General features: G+C 66.1%; 10 protein-coding genes and 8 pseudogenes. 7 read left to right on the plus strand and 11 right to left on the minus strand.

Going from position 1 to position 14,515, the window contains the following annotated elements; translation table 11 throughout:
• The first annotated feature begins 32 nt into the window (after positions 1–32).
• The 3 genes from MSM1_RS11080 to MSM1_RS11090 are packed head-to-tail and all read left to right on the plus strand — an operon-like array spanning position 33 to position 3,105.
• Positions 33–1,121 carry a tyrosine-type recombinase/integrase gene (locus tag MSM1_RS11080; RefSeq protein ID WP_307857352.1) on the plus strand — a complete coding sequence of 363 codons (1,089 nt, stop codon included), beginning with the start codon at positions 33–35 and terminating at the stop codon, positions 1,119–1,121.
• A complete protein-coding gene (locus tag MSM1_RS11085; protein ID WP_213442173.1) occupies positions 1,115–2,770 on the plus strand; it encodes a tyrosine-type recombinase/integrase in 1,656 nt (551 codons plus the stop codon). Before MSM1_RS11080 ends, MSM1_RS11085 begins: the two co-directional genes overlap by 7 nt.
• Positions 2,734–3,105: a transposase gene (locus tag MSM1_RS11090; protein ID WP_236055943.1), complete on the plus strand. Its 372-nt coding sequence runs from the start codon at positions 2,734–2,736 to the stop codon at positions 3,103–3,105. Before MSM1_RS11085 ends, MSM1_RS11090 begins: the two co-directional genes overlap by 37 nt.
• Here MSM1_RS11090 and MSM1_RS11095 read toward each other — a convergent pair.
• The 3 genes and pseudogenes from MSM1_RS11095 to MSM1_RS11105 form a co-directional block, all read right to left on the minus strand.
• The gene (locus MSM1_RS11095) at positions 3,070–3,948 is read right to left on the minus strand and encodes a transposase (RefSeq protein WP_213442175.1); all 879 of its coding nucleotides are present in this window, start codon (positions 3,946–3,948) and stop codon (positions 3,070–3,072) included. The genes MSM1_RS11090 and MSM1_RS11095 overlap by 36 nt on opposite strands.
• A 158-nt stretch (positions 3,949–4,106) precedes the next feature.
• Positions 4,107–4,481: a hypothetical protein gene (locus tag MSM1_RS11100; RefSeq protein ID WP_236055946.1), complete on the minus strand. Its 375-nt coding sequence runs from the start codon at positions 4,479–4,481 to the stop codon at positions 4,107–4,109.
• Between the two features lie 327 nt (positions 4,482–4,808).
• A pseudogene (locus MSM1_RS11105) lies at positions 4,809–6,209 on the minus strand (IS1380 family transposase).
• A 149-nt stretch (positions 6,210–6,358) separates the two neighbouring features.
• Here MSM1_RS11105 and MSM1_RS11110 point away from each other — a divergent pair.
• Positions 6,359–7,894, plus strand: a pseudogene (locus MSM1_RS11110) (acetate--CoA ligase); the annotation flags it as partial.
• Here the strand turns inward: MSM1_RS11110 and MSM1_RS11115 are convergent.
• The 3 pseudogenes from MSM1_RS11115 to MSM1_RS11125 form a co-directional block, all read right to left on the minus strand.
• A pseudogene (locus MSM1_RS11115) lies at positions 7,885–8,067 on the minus strand (ABC transporter permease); the annotation flags it as partial. The pseudogenes MSM1_RS11110 and MSM1_RS11115 sit on opposite strands and share 10 nt — an antisense overlap.
• 43 nt (positions 8,068–8,110) lie before the next feature.
• Positions 8,111–8,354, minus strand: a pseudogene (locus MSM1_RS11120) (ABC transporter permease subunit); the annotation flags it as partial.
• Positions 8,349–8,618, minus strand: a pseudogene (locus MSM1_RS11125) (LON peptidase substrate-binding domain-containing protein); the annotation flags it as partial. The pseudogenes MSM1_RS11120 and MSM1_RS11125, both read right to left, overlap by 6 nt.
• A 186-nt stretch (positions 8,619–8,804) precedes the next feature.
• On the opposite strand from MSM1_RS11125, the gene MSM1_RS11130 reads away from it, so the two are divergent.
• Positions 8,805–10,235 (plus strand): ATP-binding protein, encoded by a 1,431-nt coding sequence (locus MSM1_RS11130; protein ID WP_213442177.1) that lies wholly within the window; start codon positions 8,805–8,807, stop codon positions 10,233–10,235.
• Here MSM1_RS11130 and MSM1_RS11135 read toward each other — a convergent pair.
• Positions 10,178–11,044: pseudogene (locus MSM1_RS11135) on the minus strand (IS5 family transposase); the annotation flags it as partial. The gene MSM1_RS11130 and the pseudogene MSM1_RS11135 overlap by 58 nt on opposite strands.
• A gap of 167 nt (positions 11,045–11,211) precedes the next feature.
• Here MSM1_RS11135 and MSM1_RS11140 point away from each other — a divergent pair.
• Positions 11,212–11,546 (plus strand): annotated as a pseudogene (locus MSM1_RS11140) (type II toxin-antitoxin system VapC family toxin).
• A 324-nt stretch (positions 11,547–11,870) separates the two neighbouring features.
• Here the strand turns inward: MSM1_RS11140 and MSM1_RS11145 are convergent.
• From MSM1_RS11145 to MSM1_RS22960, 4 genes and pseudogenes are all read right to left on the minus strand, one after another.
• A pseudogene (locus tag MSM1_RS11145) lies at positions 11,871–12,032 on the minus strand (ATP-binding protein); the annotation flags it as partial.
• Positions 12,031–12,201: a hypothetical protein gene (locus tag MSM1_RS11150; RefSeq protein WP_213442179.1), complete on the minus strand. Its 171-nt coding sequence runs from the start codon at positions 12,199–12,201 to the stop codon at positions 12,031–12,033. The gene MSM1_RS11150 and the pseudogene MSM1_RS11145, both read right to left, overlap by 2 nt.
• Before the next feature lie 33 nt (positions 12,202–12,234).
• Positions 12,235–12,855 (minus strand): IS30 family transposase, encoded by a 621-nt coding sequence (locus tag MSM1_RS22955; protein WP_374101717.1) that lies wholly within the window; start codon positions 12,853–12,855, stop codon positions 12,235–12,237.
• Positions 12,737–13,237, minus strand: a complete 501-nt coding sequence (locus MSM1_RS22960; protein WP_374101705.1) for a transposase — start codon at positions 13,235–13,237, stop codon at positions 12,737–12,739. The genes MSM1_RS22955 and MSM1_RS22960 overlap by 119 nt, the downstream gene beginning before the upstream one ends.
• Positions 13,238–13,698: 461 nt before the next feature.
• On the opposite strand from MSM1_RS22960, the gene MSM1_RS11160 reads away from it, so the two are divergent.
• Positions 13,699–14,514 (plus strand): transposase, encoded by an 816-nt coding sequence (locus tag MSM1_RS11160; protein WP_213442181.1) that lies wholly within the window; start codon positions 13,699–13,701, stop codon positions 14,512–14,514.
• The last annotated feature ends 1 nt before the right edge of the window (position 14,515 follow it).

A 14,515-nucleotide genomic window follows, 5' to 3' on the forward strand; every position in this document is an offset into this window, starting at 1 on the left:
GTGGGGCTCGTGTGTGTTCACACTGGAGGTCGGTGGCTTTCCGTGTGGAGGTGCCGATGGGGCTTCGGGTGGCCGGCGATGGAGACGTCTTTCTGATTGCCGGTGAGGTTGCCGCTGGGCAGCGCGACGACGTCGCGGTGGTGAACCGGTTCTTGGCGCATCTGCAGGGCAGAAACTTCGCTCGGGCGACGCGACGCGCGTATGCGTATGACGTGTTGAACTTTTTGCGGTTTCTCACCGGGCAGGGCGTTGGTCTGGCCGAGGTGCGGCCGACCGACTTGTTTGATTATCTGGACTGGCAGACCCAGCCCAAGCGCACTGCGGGTTCGACAGTGGTCCGGTTATCCGAGCGGCGGGGCGCCGCTGCCGCGACGCAGAACCGGCGCATCGCCGCGGTGCGGGCCCTGTTCGAGTTCGCGGTGATCACTGGCGTGGTGATGGCCAGTCCGGTGCCGGCGGCGCGGCGCACCAGCGGGCTTCGGGCGCGTCGGGGCTTGCTGGGCCATATCCGGGCTCGTCACTCGCGGTCAGGCGGCCGGCTGGTGCGCCAGCAGCGGCTATTGCCGGAAAGCCTTGAGCTGGCTGAGATTGAGGCGTTTCTGACTGACCTGGGCACCCATCGCGACCGCGCGATGGTGCTGCTGATGCTGCTCGGCGGACTACGCGCCGCCGAGGTCCGCGGTCTGCTGTTGGCCGAGGTGGACATCGCCCGCCGGCAGTTGCGGGTGGCCGGCAAGGGTGGTCGGGAACGGGTGGTTCCGGTGGACCGGCCGTTCTTCGCTGAACTGGCTGCTTATCTACGGCTTGAGCGTCCAACAGATTGCACGACCGAGCAGTGTTTTGTCGTGCTGCGCGGGCCGACCGCAGGGCAGCCGTTGACCGAGGCTGGGATGCGTCGAATCTTCCGCACCCACCGGGCCAGCTCGGGCGCAGCCCGGGTGCGCCCCCACCGGCTGCGCCACACCTACGGCACACAGTTGGCCGCGGCCGGGATCGACCTGCTGGTGCTGCGGGACTTGATGGGACATGCCAGCCCCGAGACAACGGGAAAATACGTGCACCTATCGGCTGAGACCCTCTGCGCCGAGTACAGCACCGCTCGCAAGGCATCGCCGTGGTAAGTGTCGCGGTTAGCGCGGCCGACGCCGCGCCGTTGCCCGGCGCAGCCGGGCTGATCGCTGCCTACGACGCGCACGTCGAGGCGGTGTCGCTTTGCGCGAGTGTGCGATTCGCACGGCGTCGCAGTGCGCGCCGCTTCGTGGACCGCTTTTCCGACCTGGCGGTGTGGATGCGTCGGCCCACTCCTGCCCGGCTGACAGACCTGCACCGGTTCAAAGCGTGGTCGTTCGTCTCGTGGTGTTTCATTCAGCGGCACCTGGTCCCCGACGTGGAGCTACTGCTGGCCAAACCAGCCGGGTGCGGGCTACCGGTCGAGTGGGCTGCCCACGAGCCCGACAACGTGGCCGCAGTCGCCGAGGCCGCTGCGGTGCTGGGCTGGAGCGCCAACTGGCAGCGTCAGGTCGGGCTGCTGGCCGCCTCGACGATTTGCCTGCACGTGGGAAAACCCGTGCGGCGGTTGACTGAGGACGACTTCGCCTGTGTGCTCGGACAATTGGATGGATCGGCCGCGCTGTCTGCCTCGGCGCGCCACCATGCCCGCACCCGGCTGTTCGCCTTGCAGCAGGCCTGTTATCAGCTCGGCAGCCTGAGCACCCCGCCGCGGCAGAGCCGACCGGTGGCGGTCGGGCCACTCGTGCATGCCTCCGGTGTGCGCCAGCCGCTGATCCGCACCGAGGTCGTTCGCTATGTGCAGACGATCACCACCACGCTGCGCCCCTACACCGTGGCCGGGCCAACCAAGGCGCTGCGGGTGTTCTTCGACTACCTCGCTGAGCACCACCCCGAAGTGACCCGGCTGCAGGAGATCGAACGGACCCGCCATATTGAGCCGTATCTGGCGTGGGCGCGGGCCCGGCCGTGGCGCGGCAAGAACCGCCAGCGCCGCACCATCGGCGTGGTCGCGTTCCACCAAGACGTGGTCGACCTGCGCTGCTTCTTCGAAGACATCGCCGGCTGGAGCTGGCCGTCGGCCCCGCCGCGGCGGCTGCTGTTCTACGCCGACATCCCACGCACCCCCGACGCGCTGCCCCGAGCCCTGACCCCAGACGTCGACCGGGCGCTGACGACGGCCGTCGCCAACCTCGATGACGCACTCGCGCGTACCGGCCTGCTGCTGCTACGCGCCACCGGCATGCGCCTCGGCGAACTGCTCGACCTGGAACTGGACTGCCTGCTGGACTTCGCCGGGCATGGCACCTGGCTGCGAGTGCCGGTCGGCAAGCTGAACTCCGAACGCATGGTGCCGCTGGAGCCGGATACCGTGCAGGTGATCGATGCCTGGATCGCCCAACGGGGCCGCCAGCGTGCGCTGCCTCACCCCCGCGGCGGCCGGCTAACTGAGTTCTTATTCCTCGAACACGGCCGTCGGCCAACGTCATTGCGGCTGCGCAAGGGCCTGCTCGATGCCGTCGCCGCCGCCGGGCTGCGCGGCCGCGACGGGCAGCTGCTGCACGTCACCCCACACCAGCTGCGGCACACCTTCGGCACCAGCCTGATCAACGGCGGTATCGGGTTACCCGCGCTGATGGCGCTCATGGGCCACGTCACCCCGGAGATGACGTTGCGCTACGCCAAGCTCACCACCCCGACCATCCGCAGTGCCTACAGGCGGCGATGGACAAGGTCCGCGCCGGTCAACTGCTGCCACTGACCGCCGTCAACGCCGCACCGCCAGTACCTGACAAGGTCGCCTGGCTGCACGCCGAGATGCTCAAAACCCGGCTCGCGCACGGCTTTTGCGCCCGGCCCAAAGCCGCCGGGCCTTGCCCCTACGCCAACATCTGCGAACAGTGCGACTTCTTCGTCCCCGACCCAGCGGCCACCACGACGATCAGCGCGCAACTCGACGACATCCGCGCCCTGCAAGCCGATGCCCACGCCCGCGGCTGGGACGACGAGGCCGCCCGGCATCAGCGCGTCGCGGCCAATCTCGATCAACACCTCCAACGACTACGCCGCCATCACTCGACCGATCTGCCTTCTTGACTCCGGCCGCGAGGGCCGGTTAATTCTGGCGCGATGCACCAGACACCGCTGGCGCAGCGCGGCACCCATGGTGCGCTCCACCGCGCCGATCAACCCCGGTGCGCCGTCGCTGATCACCAGCAGCGGGCAGGCCAGCCCGCGCTCGCCGAGCCCGCGCAAAAACCCCTCCCAGGCATCCCCGGACTCACTGCAGGCGGCCTCCAGCCCGACGAACACCGGTTTGCCGTCGGTGTCGATGCCCCACGCGGCCAGCACCGGCTCGGCCGAGGCGTTGGCGTGGTACGTGAAATGGCTGCCGTCCAAAAACAGGTAGTCCAGCTCCACCTCGTCGAGGCGCCGACGGCTCCAGGACGCGAACTGGGTCTTGATGTCTTCGCAGACCCGCGACACCGTCGACTTCGACACCGCCGCGCCCTCGCCGAGCGCCTCGACCAAGGTGGCCTCCACGTCGCGGGTCGACAACCCGCGCACGAACCCGGCGATCACCAGCGACTCCAGCGCGTTGGTCTTGGTCACCCCCGTGCCGAGCAACTGGCTGGCGAACCGCTCGGTGGTGCCGCGCACCTTCGGCCGGTGCAGCGTGATCGGGCCGGCGGTCGTTTTGACCGTGGTCGGGCAATACCCGTTACGCATCCCAGCCCGCGGATCCTCGCTGGTAGCGGCCCGCTGGTAGCGATCCCGGCCCAAAAACGCGCTCACCTCGGCCTCCAACGCGCACTGCAGCAGTAGCTGCGCGCCCAACTGGGCCACCCGCTCGACTGCACGCGACAAATCCTCACCACCGGCGAACACCCCATCAATCTCTGCCTGCAACCGCTGCGCAGGCGATACTCTTTTCGACACGGACGTGGGCTCCTTTCCTCAGACTTCCCGTCTTGGAGGGAACCTACGTCCGAACCCTTTTACACCGCCGCAGGGACACGACCTTCAGCTGATGTGATGGCCACCAATACAATTGTCCCCACTGGAAGAATTTAATGGTTTAAAGGTCAAAGCTTCCACTAGTCTAAGAGCGTATCTTTATATTTGTCATAAAATGATTGTGCGATCTGCCGACCTTTGTCAGTGAGGTCCAACCAACAGTACCAAACCCATTGTGGTCGATCGTCGAACTGGTTGACATAGACATCGTGAATTTCTTTTATCGATTCATCGAGCGGGGTATCCCAGGCAACAAAGCGTCCGCCCTCTCCTGACATGGACCCCAATGTAAATAATCCACCTTCCACCAGGGAACGAATCGTCTCCAGAGTTTTCTTCTGCACCTCGGACAGAGGCGCCGAGGGATTTTCACGAGCAACGTGCCAATGAACTTGGCTCAGATCCACCGAGTCGTCGAGACCCTCAACGAGTATTTTTTCGCTGGCAATATCCATAGCTCACACCTTGCCCGCCCTGCAAGTAACCTCATCAGCGTACCGCCTCAATAGAAAGCCCACCCAGCGACCTTACAATCCGAAACCGCCGTTTCGTTCAGTAGCGCCAACCTGCTTGTTGCCGTTGCGCTTTGTCCAATTCTTGCAGGCCTCAGAATTTCACGGTGGCCCGGGTTCTGCTGTGGCGGTCTGCGAGGTGGCAGCTTTGTCGAGGTTTTGAGGTTGGGGGTAGGCGGCGGCGCCGCGTGTCGTGCGGTGACGCCGGGTCCTTTATCCCGGGGGTGGTTACTCCTTTTTTGGGGTCGAGCGGGCACAGGGGCCTGTGGGTCAGGGTATGGCGCGGACCCTGTTGAGGGCGTCGGCGAATTCTTTTGCCCAGGGCCAGGTTTGGGGGATCCGCAGGATCAGGTAGCGGGATCTTTTGATCAGCCGGGCCGCGGCGTGCAGCAGCCGGTAGCGCAGGGTGGCGGGTTCGGCTTTGGCCAGTGGGCCGTCCAGCAGTAGCAGTCGCATCCAGCACAGCAGGTCGATGGCGATCGCGACGGCGGTGACCCAAGCGGTGTTGATGGCGAACGAGTGTGAGGGCCAGCGGGCCAGGCCGGTGTCTTTGCCGGTGCGGATGAAGCCCTCCACCCGGGCGTGGACGCGGTGGCGGGCTTCTAGTCGCTGGGGTTGTCCACCGGCAGTCGAGGTGGCAAGGACCTGGTAGCGGTAGCCGGCCAGCTGCTCGAACAACGACAACTGGGTGCCGTGTTCGATTTCTTCGCGCCGCACCAGGACGCGCATGCCGGCCGGCCAGCCGACCAGCTGATCCCCTCCGGTGCTGTGGCGCAGCAGCCCGGTCAACTCGGCGACCTGGGCGTCGTCGCGGGCCGCCCCGGTGGCATCCAGCGCGGCTTGCCATCCCGCATCGGGCATCTGGCCGATCGCGACCCGGACCCGCTCATCGAGGTCGAATCCGACCGAGTAGCCCACCGACATCCCCGGCCGGGCGTTGAGTTTCTCCAGGTGTTCGACGACGGCGTGGCTTGAACCCGCGCCGTCGATGGTGACCAGCAACTTGCGGCGCCACGTGGCCGGGATCGCCGCGATCGCGGCGTCGATGATCGCGATATGATCGGCCGCGGTGTTCGAGCCGGCGTTGCCGGGACGGGCGATCACCGCCAGCAGTTCGCCGGTGTTGTCACACCACGCCAACAGCGGGTGGAAGCCAAACCCGCCTTTGAAATTGCCTGCGGCGTGCTGCTTATCGCTGTGCGACTAAATCAGCGAGGCGTCGATGCGGATCACGATCGTGTCCCCGAGGTCCCCATAGCAGGTCTGCGAAGCCGGGATCGCACCGTGGCGGGCCTCGATCGCCTCCCACACCCGAGAGCGGACCTTGTTGCGCACGGCCGTGACCTCGGTGATGCTCTGCTTGTCGATCTCGCCCAGGGACCGCCACATCGTCGGAACCGACGCCACCGCCTCAAACAACCGCTGCTGATCGCGCAGCACCGCGGTGCCGGCCAGGTTCTGTGCGCCGCCCGCGATCGATACCGCCACATCGCGCAACACCGCGCCTCGGTCGTGGGTGACTTCTGGGCGCGACAGCACCGACGACAAACCGCTGGTCAAACCCAGATTGTCGGCCAGCAACCGGGGTATCACGTTACCGGCGTGCCCGACCACGTCGTCGCCACGGACCTCAACTCGGACATTCTTCGACCAACCCGTAGTATCCTGCATCTGACAGGTGCACTCCCATCCTGGATAACCGAGCCTCGAATACTCCGATTATCCTTGCGGTAGTGCACCTTTCACGTTAGCGACACCCCTGAGTTCCACATTCGATGAAAAATCCAGGCAGGCGCTACCGACCATCCAGGCCGTCGGCGATGCCGAAGAAGCGCTCTCTGACTAGGCTCGCACGCGTGACCGAGATAAACGCCGGAGCATCGCCGTCGTACCCGCCGCCGGCGGAATTCGCCCAGCAGGCCAACGTCACTGCCGAGGTGTACCGTGAGGCCGCGAAAGACCCGCTTGGGTTTTGGGCCCAGCAGGCCAACCGGCTGTCCTGGGCCACGCCGTTTACCCAGGTGCTGGACTGGTCACAGGCGCCATTCGCCAGGTGGTTCGCCGACGGCAAACTCAACGTCGCCTACAACTGCCTCGACCGCCACGTCGAGGCCGGCCACGGCGACCGGGTCGCCATCTTCTGGGAGGGCGAGCCGCCCGGCGACGGCCGCACCCTGACGTATTCCGACCTGCTGACGCGGGTATGCAAGGCCGCCAACACGCTGAGCGACCTTGGTCTGGTCGCCGGCGACCGGGTAGCCATCTACTTGCCGATGATCCCGGAGGCCGTCGTCGCCATGCTGGCCTGCGCGCGGCTGGGTCTGATGCACAGCGTCATATTCGCCGGTTTCACCGCGACGGCGCTACGGGCCCGGATCGCGGATGCTCAGGCCAAGCTGCTGATCACCGCCGATGGACAGTTCCGGCACGGTAAGCCGGTGCCGCTCAAGCACGCCGCCGACGAAGCGCTCGGGCCCGACAGTCCGGTTGAGCACGTCCTGGTGGTCCGGCGCACCGGGATCGACGTGCCATGGACCCAGGGCCGCGACCTGTGGTGGCACCAGGTCGTCGACTCCGCCTCGCCCGAACACACCCCGGAGGCGTTCCACGCCGAGCATCCGCTGTTTTTGCTGTACACCTCCGGAACCACTGGTGCACCCAAGGGCATCATGCACAGCAGCGGCGGGTATCTCACCCAGTCCTCGTACACGCACTACAGCGTCTTCGACGTCAAACCGGAGACCGACGTGTTTTGGTGCACCGCCGATATCGGTTGGGTCACCGGGCACACCTACGGTGTCTACGGCCCGCTGTCCAACGGCATCACCGAAGTCATCTATGAGGGCACACCAGCCACACCCAGCCAGCACCGCCATTTTCAGATCATCGAAAAATACGGCGTGACAATCTATTACGCGGCGCCGACACTCATCCGGACATTCATGAGGTGGGGCCGTGAGATCCCGGACGCCCACGACCTGTCCAGCCTGCGCCTACTCGGGTCGGTCGGCGAACCGATCAACCCCGAGGCCTGGCGCTGGTACCGCGACGTTATCGGCGCGGGCCGCACACCGGTCGTGGACACCTGGTGGCAGACCGAGACCGGCGCCGCGATGATCTCGCCGCTGCCCGGCATCGCGGCGGCCAAACCCGGTTCGGCGATGACGCCGCTGCCGGGCATCTCAGCCAAGATCGTCGACGACCAGGGCAATCAACTGCAACCATGCCCCAACCATGGCGAACATGTCACCGGGTACCTGGTCGTGGACCAGCCGTGGCCGGCGATGCTGCGCAACATCTGGGGTGATCCGGAACGCTACATCGAGAGCTATTGGTCGAAATTCGCGGAGCAGGGCAGCAGGCTCTGATACGGGTCGGCGTAGGTGGGGTCGGTGCTGGTGAACAGCTGCGGGAACGCCGCCATCACCACCATCACGGCGATGAGCGCCACCGACACCACAAACTTCGGACGGCGGCGCAGCTGCTGCCATGTGGTTCGCCAGAAACCCACCGACGCAGCCGTTTGCATCACGGTCTCGGGCTCGTCGGCGGCGACGAAACGCTGCTGCCCGTCACCCATAGCGAATCCGTGGGTCCAGCATTGCTACAGCAGTCGACGAGCAGGTTCGTGAAAAGGTAGACGACCACCAATACGGTCACGATCGACACCACCGTGGGCGCCTCCTGCCGGATGACCGCCTGATACAGCGCACCGCCGATGCCGTGGATGTTGAAGATGCCCTCGGTGACGATCGCCCCGCCCATCAGCGCACCCAGGTCCGCGCCGAGGAACGTCACCACCGGGATCAGCGACCCGATACGGGCCCTGCGCTCGCCGCGAACCACGGCGGCGGTTCCACCGCCGGCGATGCGTCCGACCTGCAGGATCGTCGCAACCACCCCGCACGACGGGTAGCGGTCCTCGAGCCGGGGCGCGATCAATAGCTTGCCCGACTCGCTGGCGCGAGTTGCATCGACAGCCGCACGCGCGGCGTCGTCCAGCGCAATCGGCACTACCATGCCGGGCAGCACAATCGGGTTGCTCACGAACAAAACCGGCAATGATTTGGCGTCAGCCATCAAACCTCCAAAGTTAAGCCTGCTGCGCTCAACCCTGGGGACGACGAGTTTGTTCCCGTGGCTAACGATGCGTCCGGACTGGCGAATCACCCGCGCGGACACCCGAATGGGTGGTTCGCCCCGCCTGTAATTGCTGCACCGTGTGTGCCCTGCCGTTTACCGCCACCGGAGCAGGGAGGTGCCCCAATGCCCCCGTGGCGGCTGCGCGACTTTCACGACGACGACCTTGATGAGGCGATCTCGGTCTGGGACCAAAGTCGCCATCCCGGTGAGCCGCCACCGGTCTTTCCGATCTCTGCGGTGGTGTCGGCGGCCAGGCCGGGGCAGCCTGCGGTGGTCGCCGTCGTCGGCGACGAACTGGTGGGCATAGCCGTCGCCGAGTTCCAGGGGGAACGAGCGTGGATTTCGATCGTCGGGCTGAGCAGCCGGTGGCGGAACCGGGGTGTGGGCAGCGCACTACTCGGCGAGCTCGAGCTGCGGCTGCGCACCCTTGGTGTCCGGCGAATCAGTGCGCTGCTCCCACCGGAGGCGACCGGGACGGCAGCGCTGCGCAACTCCGGCTACCAGGAGCGGACCGATCTGTCGTTTTTCGAGAAGGTCGACCATGTCGGCCCCTCGGATGCGGGCCTGCTGGCCGAGCTGGGTGGGCAGGCGATTCCCCGTGGCCTATGGCAGGCGATGGCGGGGATGGAAGCCGAAAAGCAGGTCATCGAGCGGCGGATCGTGTTGCCGTTGACCGAGCCGGAAGCCGCCCAGCGGTACGGCGTTTCGCCGCCGAAGGCGGTCATCCTCTTTGGGCCCCCGGGTACCGGCAAGACCAGCTTCGCCAAGGCGGTCGCCGGACGGCTCGGTTGGCCGTTCGTCGAGCTATTCCCGTCGCGGCTGGCGGCCCCGGACATGGCGATGGCCAGCGCGCTGCGGGAAGCGTTCACCACGCTAATGGAGCTGGAAGCCGTCGTGGTGTTCATCGACGAGGTCGAGGAAATCGCCGGCTCACGCTCAGGGATGCCATCCGATCCGGCGCACGGTGTCACCAACGAGCTGCTCAAGTTGATCCCGGCGTTTCGCCAGCGCGACGAGCGGCTGCTGATTTGCGCGACGAACTCGGTGCGCTCACTGGACTCGGCGTTCCTGCGGCCTGGACGGTTCGACTACATCATTCCGGTTAGACCCCCGAATGCGGCCGCGCGGGCGGCGATCTGGACCCGATATCTCGGTCCGGCGGCCGACGCGGTCGACGTCGACGAACTGGTCGCCGCCAGTGAGATGTTCACCCCGGCCGATATCGAGTTCGCTGCCCGCAAGGGCGCGCAGTTCGGGTTCGAGCGCGAGGTCGAATTCCGCCGCGGCGAGCCGGCCCGCACCAAGGACTACCTGACCGCGATCGCCGAAACCCGGCCCTCGCTGACCGAGGCTGTGTTGGCCGAGTTCTCTGAAGACATCCAGCGGTGGACCCCCCTGTGTGACATCGTAAACGGTTACGCTGCCCGCTCGATGGGCGCGGGCGGGCCGGTGCGGGGGCGTCCCCATCTGGTATCCGGTGGTGCCCCTGAGGTCGCTTGTTGGAGTTTTCTGGTCATGATCGTGACGTTGACCCAGAGCACCATGGCTTCGTGATGGTCGGGGCGGCGTTCGTAGTCGCGGACCAGGCGGCGATGACGCAGCATCCAGCCAAAGGTGCGTTCGACGACCCAGCGGCGCGGCAGCACCGTGAAGCCGACCATGTCGTCGCTGCGCTTGACGATTTGGACGGTAAGTGCCAGAACGGATTTCGCCCAGTCGACCAAACGTCCGGCGTAGCCGCCGTCGGCCCATACCAGCGAGATCGTGGCGAAGCGTTCCCGCACCACGCCCAGCACCCGAAACGCGGCGTCGCGGTCCTGCATCGAGGCCGCGGTGACGACCACGACCAGCAGCAGGCCCAGCGAGTCCACCACGATGTGGCGCTTGCGGCCGTTGATCTTCTTGCCGGCGTCGTAGCCGCGGGTGGCGGCGCCCACGGTGTCGGCGGCCTTGACTGACTGTGAGTCGATCACTCCGGCCGTGGGCAGCGCGGCCCGGCCCCACGTCACACGCAGCCGGGCGCGCAACCCGTCGACCAGCCGCTGCGGCATCCCCCGCTGGCTCCAGCGTTCAAAGAACGCATACACCGCCCGCCACGGCGGGAAATCGGCTGGCAGAGCCCGCCATTCGATACCGTAGCGGGTGAGGTAACCGATCGCATCCAGCACCGCCCGCAGATCGTGGACCATCGCCCGCCCGCCTGGGCCGCGGCGCAACTCGGCCATCACCGCCTCGACCTCCGGGCGCAAAAGCGTCCACTGCTCATCGGTCAGATCAGATGGATACTGCGGTTTTCGGTAACGACAAAGGCAACCCGCCGCGGCGCAACTGGTCTTCGGGAACTCGACAGGGTAGACAGGCATTCACGGGGCTCCGGCAGCAAGGGATATGGTGTCCATCTGCTACCGCGAGCCCCGTCTTGTGCCGTTGAACGACACCCAATCGTTATCACACTGTTACCACCAGTCACTACAGCAACACAAGTTTACGAACAGGCTCTGACCTGGTAAGGGAATAACGGCGCTGATCCGTGCCGATCGTTTACTTCGACAGCAGCGCGTTCGTCAAACTCCTGGTTGAGGAGGATCACAGCGACATCGCCGGGCGGCGCTATGGGATGGCTGCGACGCCGCGCAGACGATGTGGGAAGAGTACTGGGCAGCCACCCGGGCGGTGGAGCTGACTGAGAACATCGCCCACCACGCCGGGCATTTAGCCACAGCGCATGCGCTGCGTGGCGCCGATGCGGTCCACCTTGCCAGCGTCCTTGCTATCGGGGTCCACGACGGCGTGTTCGCCGTGTGGGACCAGCGGCTACGCGCCGCAGCGCAAGAGGCCGCTGTAGGGCTGGCGCCGAGACTGTAGCCCCCGGCCGGTAACCCGGCCCAGAACCCTCACCTTCGACGCATGCGGGGACCCGCCCCGGGATCGTATGGTCGGGGTCAATGCCGCAACGATCGGTGGCGAACCCGTGGAGTCGACGTCCACGATGGGTGCAGGCAGACAACGCTTCAGCCTGTTGCTGACGGATTATCTTCAGGTTCGCGTTTACAGTGCCGAAGCCTGTCAGCAGGGGCGGTATTGTGTCGCCTGCCAGGGTGATGGGACCACCGCTTTGCCATAAGGATGGGACCGGCTTGTTCCGGTCGCGGGCCGTGTGGTGATGGTGACTGAGGACTGGTCTGCGAGTCAATCCGGCTCGGCCGGATTGGCGAGCCGGGGTTTTTGGCGTTGTCGGTAGGACTCGCCTTCAACGACCAGTTCGTAGGCTGCCGATTGCAGCCGGTCCATCGCGGACTGGGCCAGCAGCGGGTCGGCCATCATGGTCAGAATCTCGGGGGGTTCGCGGTCAGGCGGCTGCGTTGTGGTCGGGTGGCGCGACGTAGTCGTGTAGCGACGTGTCAAGTCGGTTGGGGTCGCTGGCTAGCCAGTCGCTTAGGCTTAGGAAGGCCAAAAGTTCGCCGAGCTCGACCGCGTCGGCGGCGTCGAGACCGAGGAAGGGGCCTATCGGCTCTGCCATGGACGCTGAGCCTACCGAATGGAGCACGCGGTGTTATGTCGTCTTTAGGGCGGCGTCGGTGATCAGGTCGGCGGGTCGGGCCCAGCCGAGGGTTTTACGGGGCCGGTCGTTGAGTTCGTCGGCGACTCGCTGCAGTTCCCCGGGTGAGATGTGGGCCAGATCAACACCTTTGGGAAAGTAGTGGCGCAGCAAGCCGTTCGTGTTCTCGTTGGAGCCCCGCTGCCACGGCGAGTGCGCGTCACAGAAGAACACGCGTGTGCCGATGTGGGCGGTGATCTGTTGGTGCAACGCAAGTTCTTTGCCCTGATCCCAGGTCAGTGTCCGCCGAAGATGGGCGGGAAGAACGCCCAGTGCGTCGGTGACGCCATCGCGCATCGCCTCCGCGGTCGGTCGGCTCGTGGGCACGTGGACAAGGATCACAAAGCGGGTTACGCGTTCGACGAGAGTGCCGATCGCCGAACGGTTTCCGGCGCCCATGATGCAGTCACCCTCCCAGTGGCCGACCTGCACCCGGTCTTCGACCTCGGCGGGCCGATCAGCGATCATCGCCATACTGGTGAGCCGACCACGACGTTCCAGGCCCTGGACCCGGCGTCGGCGCCGCCGGCGCCGCCGTTTGGCCGGACCGGTTAAATCGGTCCTGGGATCGTAGATCGCCTGATAAATCGACTCGGTACACAGACGCGCTCGGGTTGGTCAGGAACCGCACCGGCAGTTCATGGGCAACCTGCTCGGGACTCCACCGCTTGCCCAACAGCTCGGCGACGACACCACATAGCTGCTCGTCACGCGCTACGCGGCGCGTCCGCGGCCGGGATTGCCGCTCGACGCTAAACCGCTCCGCCGTGGCGGGCAAGTAGCGGCCCTGATCGTCGGCGTTGCGGCGTAGCTCCCCGGAGACCGTCGAGGCCGCCCTACCCAGCTCCTCGGCGATGGCGCGCACGCTGAAACCCATACGGTGCAAGTCGGCGATCGTCGTCCTCTCGGCCAACGACAAATATCGAGGATGGCGCGGCTTGTGTGCTGCAAGACTCACCGGTGGATAGTGCACCGGATCCCCGGCACTGTTGCGGATTGTGCGCCCGCAGCGCCAGCGTGTCCCGGTCCTGCGGTTGATTCCCACGATCCGACACACTTGGTGGTTGCTTACCCCTTGGGCAATCAGCCGACCGAACCACTCCTGCTTCTCCACGTCGCCGTGTCGGGTCTTCCGCTGTGCTTCCACCGCAACCTCCGCACAGCCTCGGTGTTGCGACGTTCACTGCAATCCGCCCAGCCGCCGCTGGGACCCGGTCGGCGCCGAGCCGGTGCCCGCGCGAGTAGCGCTGCGGTGGCCGACTGCGTTTTTGCCAATCACGGGATGGATCATGCGCGCCAGGCTTACTCTCCTAATCCATCGGACGGCGACTGTCGAGGTCGTGTCCCTGCGGCGGTGTAAAAGGGTTCGGACGTAGGTTCCCTCCAAGACGGGAAGTCTGAGGAAAGGAGCCTACGTCCGTGTCGAAGAGGATATCGCCTGCGCAGCGGTTGCAGGCAGAGATTGATGGGGTGTTCGCCGGTGGTGAGGATTTGTCGCGTGCAGTCGAGCGGGTGGCCCAGTTGGGCGCGCAGCTACTGCTGCAGTGCGCGTTGGAGGCCGAGGTGAGCGCGTTTTTGGGCCGGGATCGCTACCAGCGGGCCGCTACCAGCGAGGATCCGCGGGCTGGGATGCGTAACGGGTATTGCCCGACCACGACCGCCGGCCCGATCACGCTGGAGCGGCCGAAGGTGCGCGGCACCACCGAGCGGTTCGCCAGCCAGTTGTTCGGCACGGGGGTGACCAAGACCAACGCGCTGGAGTCGCTGGTGATCGCCGGGTTCGTGCGCGGGTTGTCGACCCGCGACGTGGAGGCCACCTTGGTCGAGGCGCTCGGCGAGGGCGCGGCGGTGTCGAAGTCGACGGTGTCGCGGGTCTGCGAAGACATCAAGACCCAGGTCGAGTCCTGGAGCCGTCGGCGCCTCGACGAGGTGGAGCTGGACTACCTGTTTTTGGACGGCAGCCATTTCACGTACCACGCCAACGCCTCGGCCGAGCCGGTGCTGGCCGCGTGGGGCATCGACACCGACGGCAAACCGGTGTTCGTCGGGCTGGAGGCCGCCTGCAGTGAGTCCGGGGATGCCTGGGAGGGGTTTTTGCGCGGGCTCGGCGAGCGCGGGCTGGCGTGCCCGCTGCTGGTGATCGTCCGATGGCGCGCCGGGGTTGATCGGCGCGGTGGAGCGCACCATGGGTGCCGCGCTGCGCCAGCGGTGTCTGGTGCATCGCGCCAGAATTAAC

Origin of the sequence: Mycobacterium sp. SM1 (assembly GCF_018361265.1) — a bacterium.
Taxonomy (GTDB): Bacteria; Actinomycetota; Actinomycetes; order Mycobacteriales; family Mycobacteriaceae; genus Mycobacterium.

What these genes read in the sequence shown, in the direction of transcription:
- MSM1_RS11090 (WP_236055943.1), top strand. Translation starts at nt 2,734, where the DNA reads ATGGACAAGGTCCGCGCCGGTCAACTGCTGCCACTGACCGCCGTCAAC.
- MSM1_RS11100 (WP_236055946.1), bottom strand. Translation starts at nt 4,481, where the DNA reads ATGGATATTGCCAGCGAAAAAATACTCGTTGAGGGTCTCGACGACTCG.
- MSM1_RS11130 (WP_213442177.1), top strand. Translation starts at nt 8,805, where the DNA reads ATGCCCCCGTGGCGGCTGCGCGACTTTCACGACGACGACCTTGATGAG.
- MSM1_RS11150 (WP_213442179.1), bottom strand. Translation starts at nt 12,201, where the DNA reads ATGGCAGAGCCGATAGGCCCCTTCCTCGGTCTCGACGCCGCCGACGCG.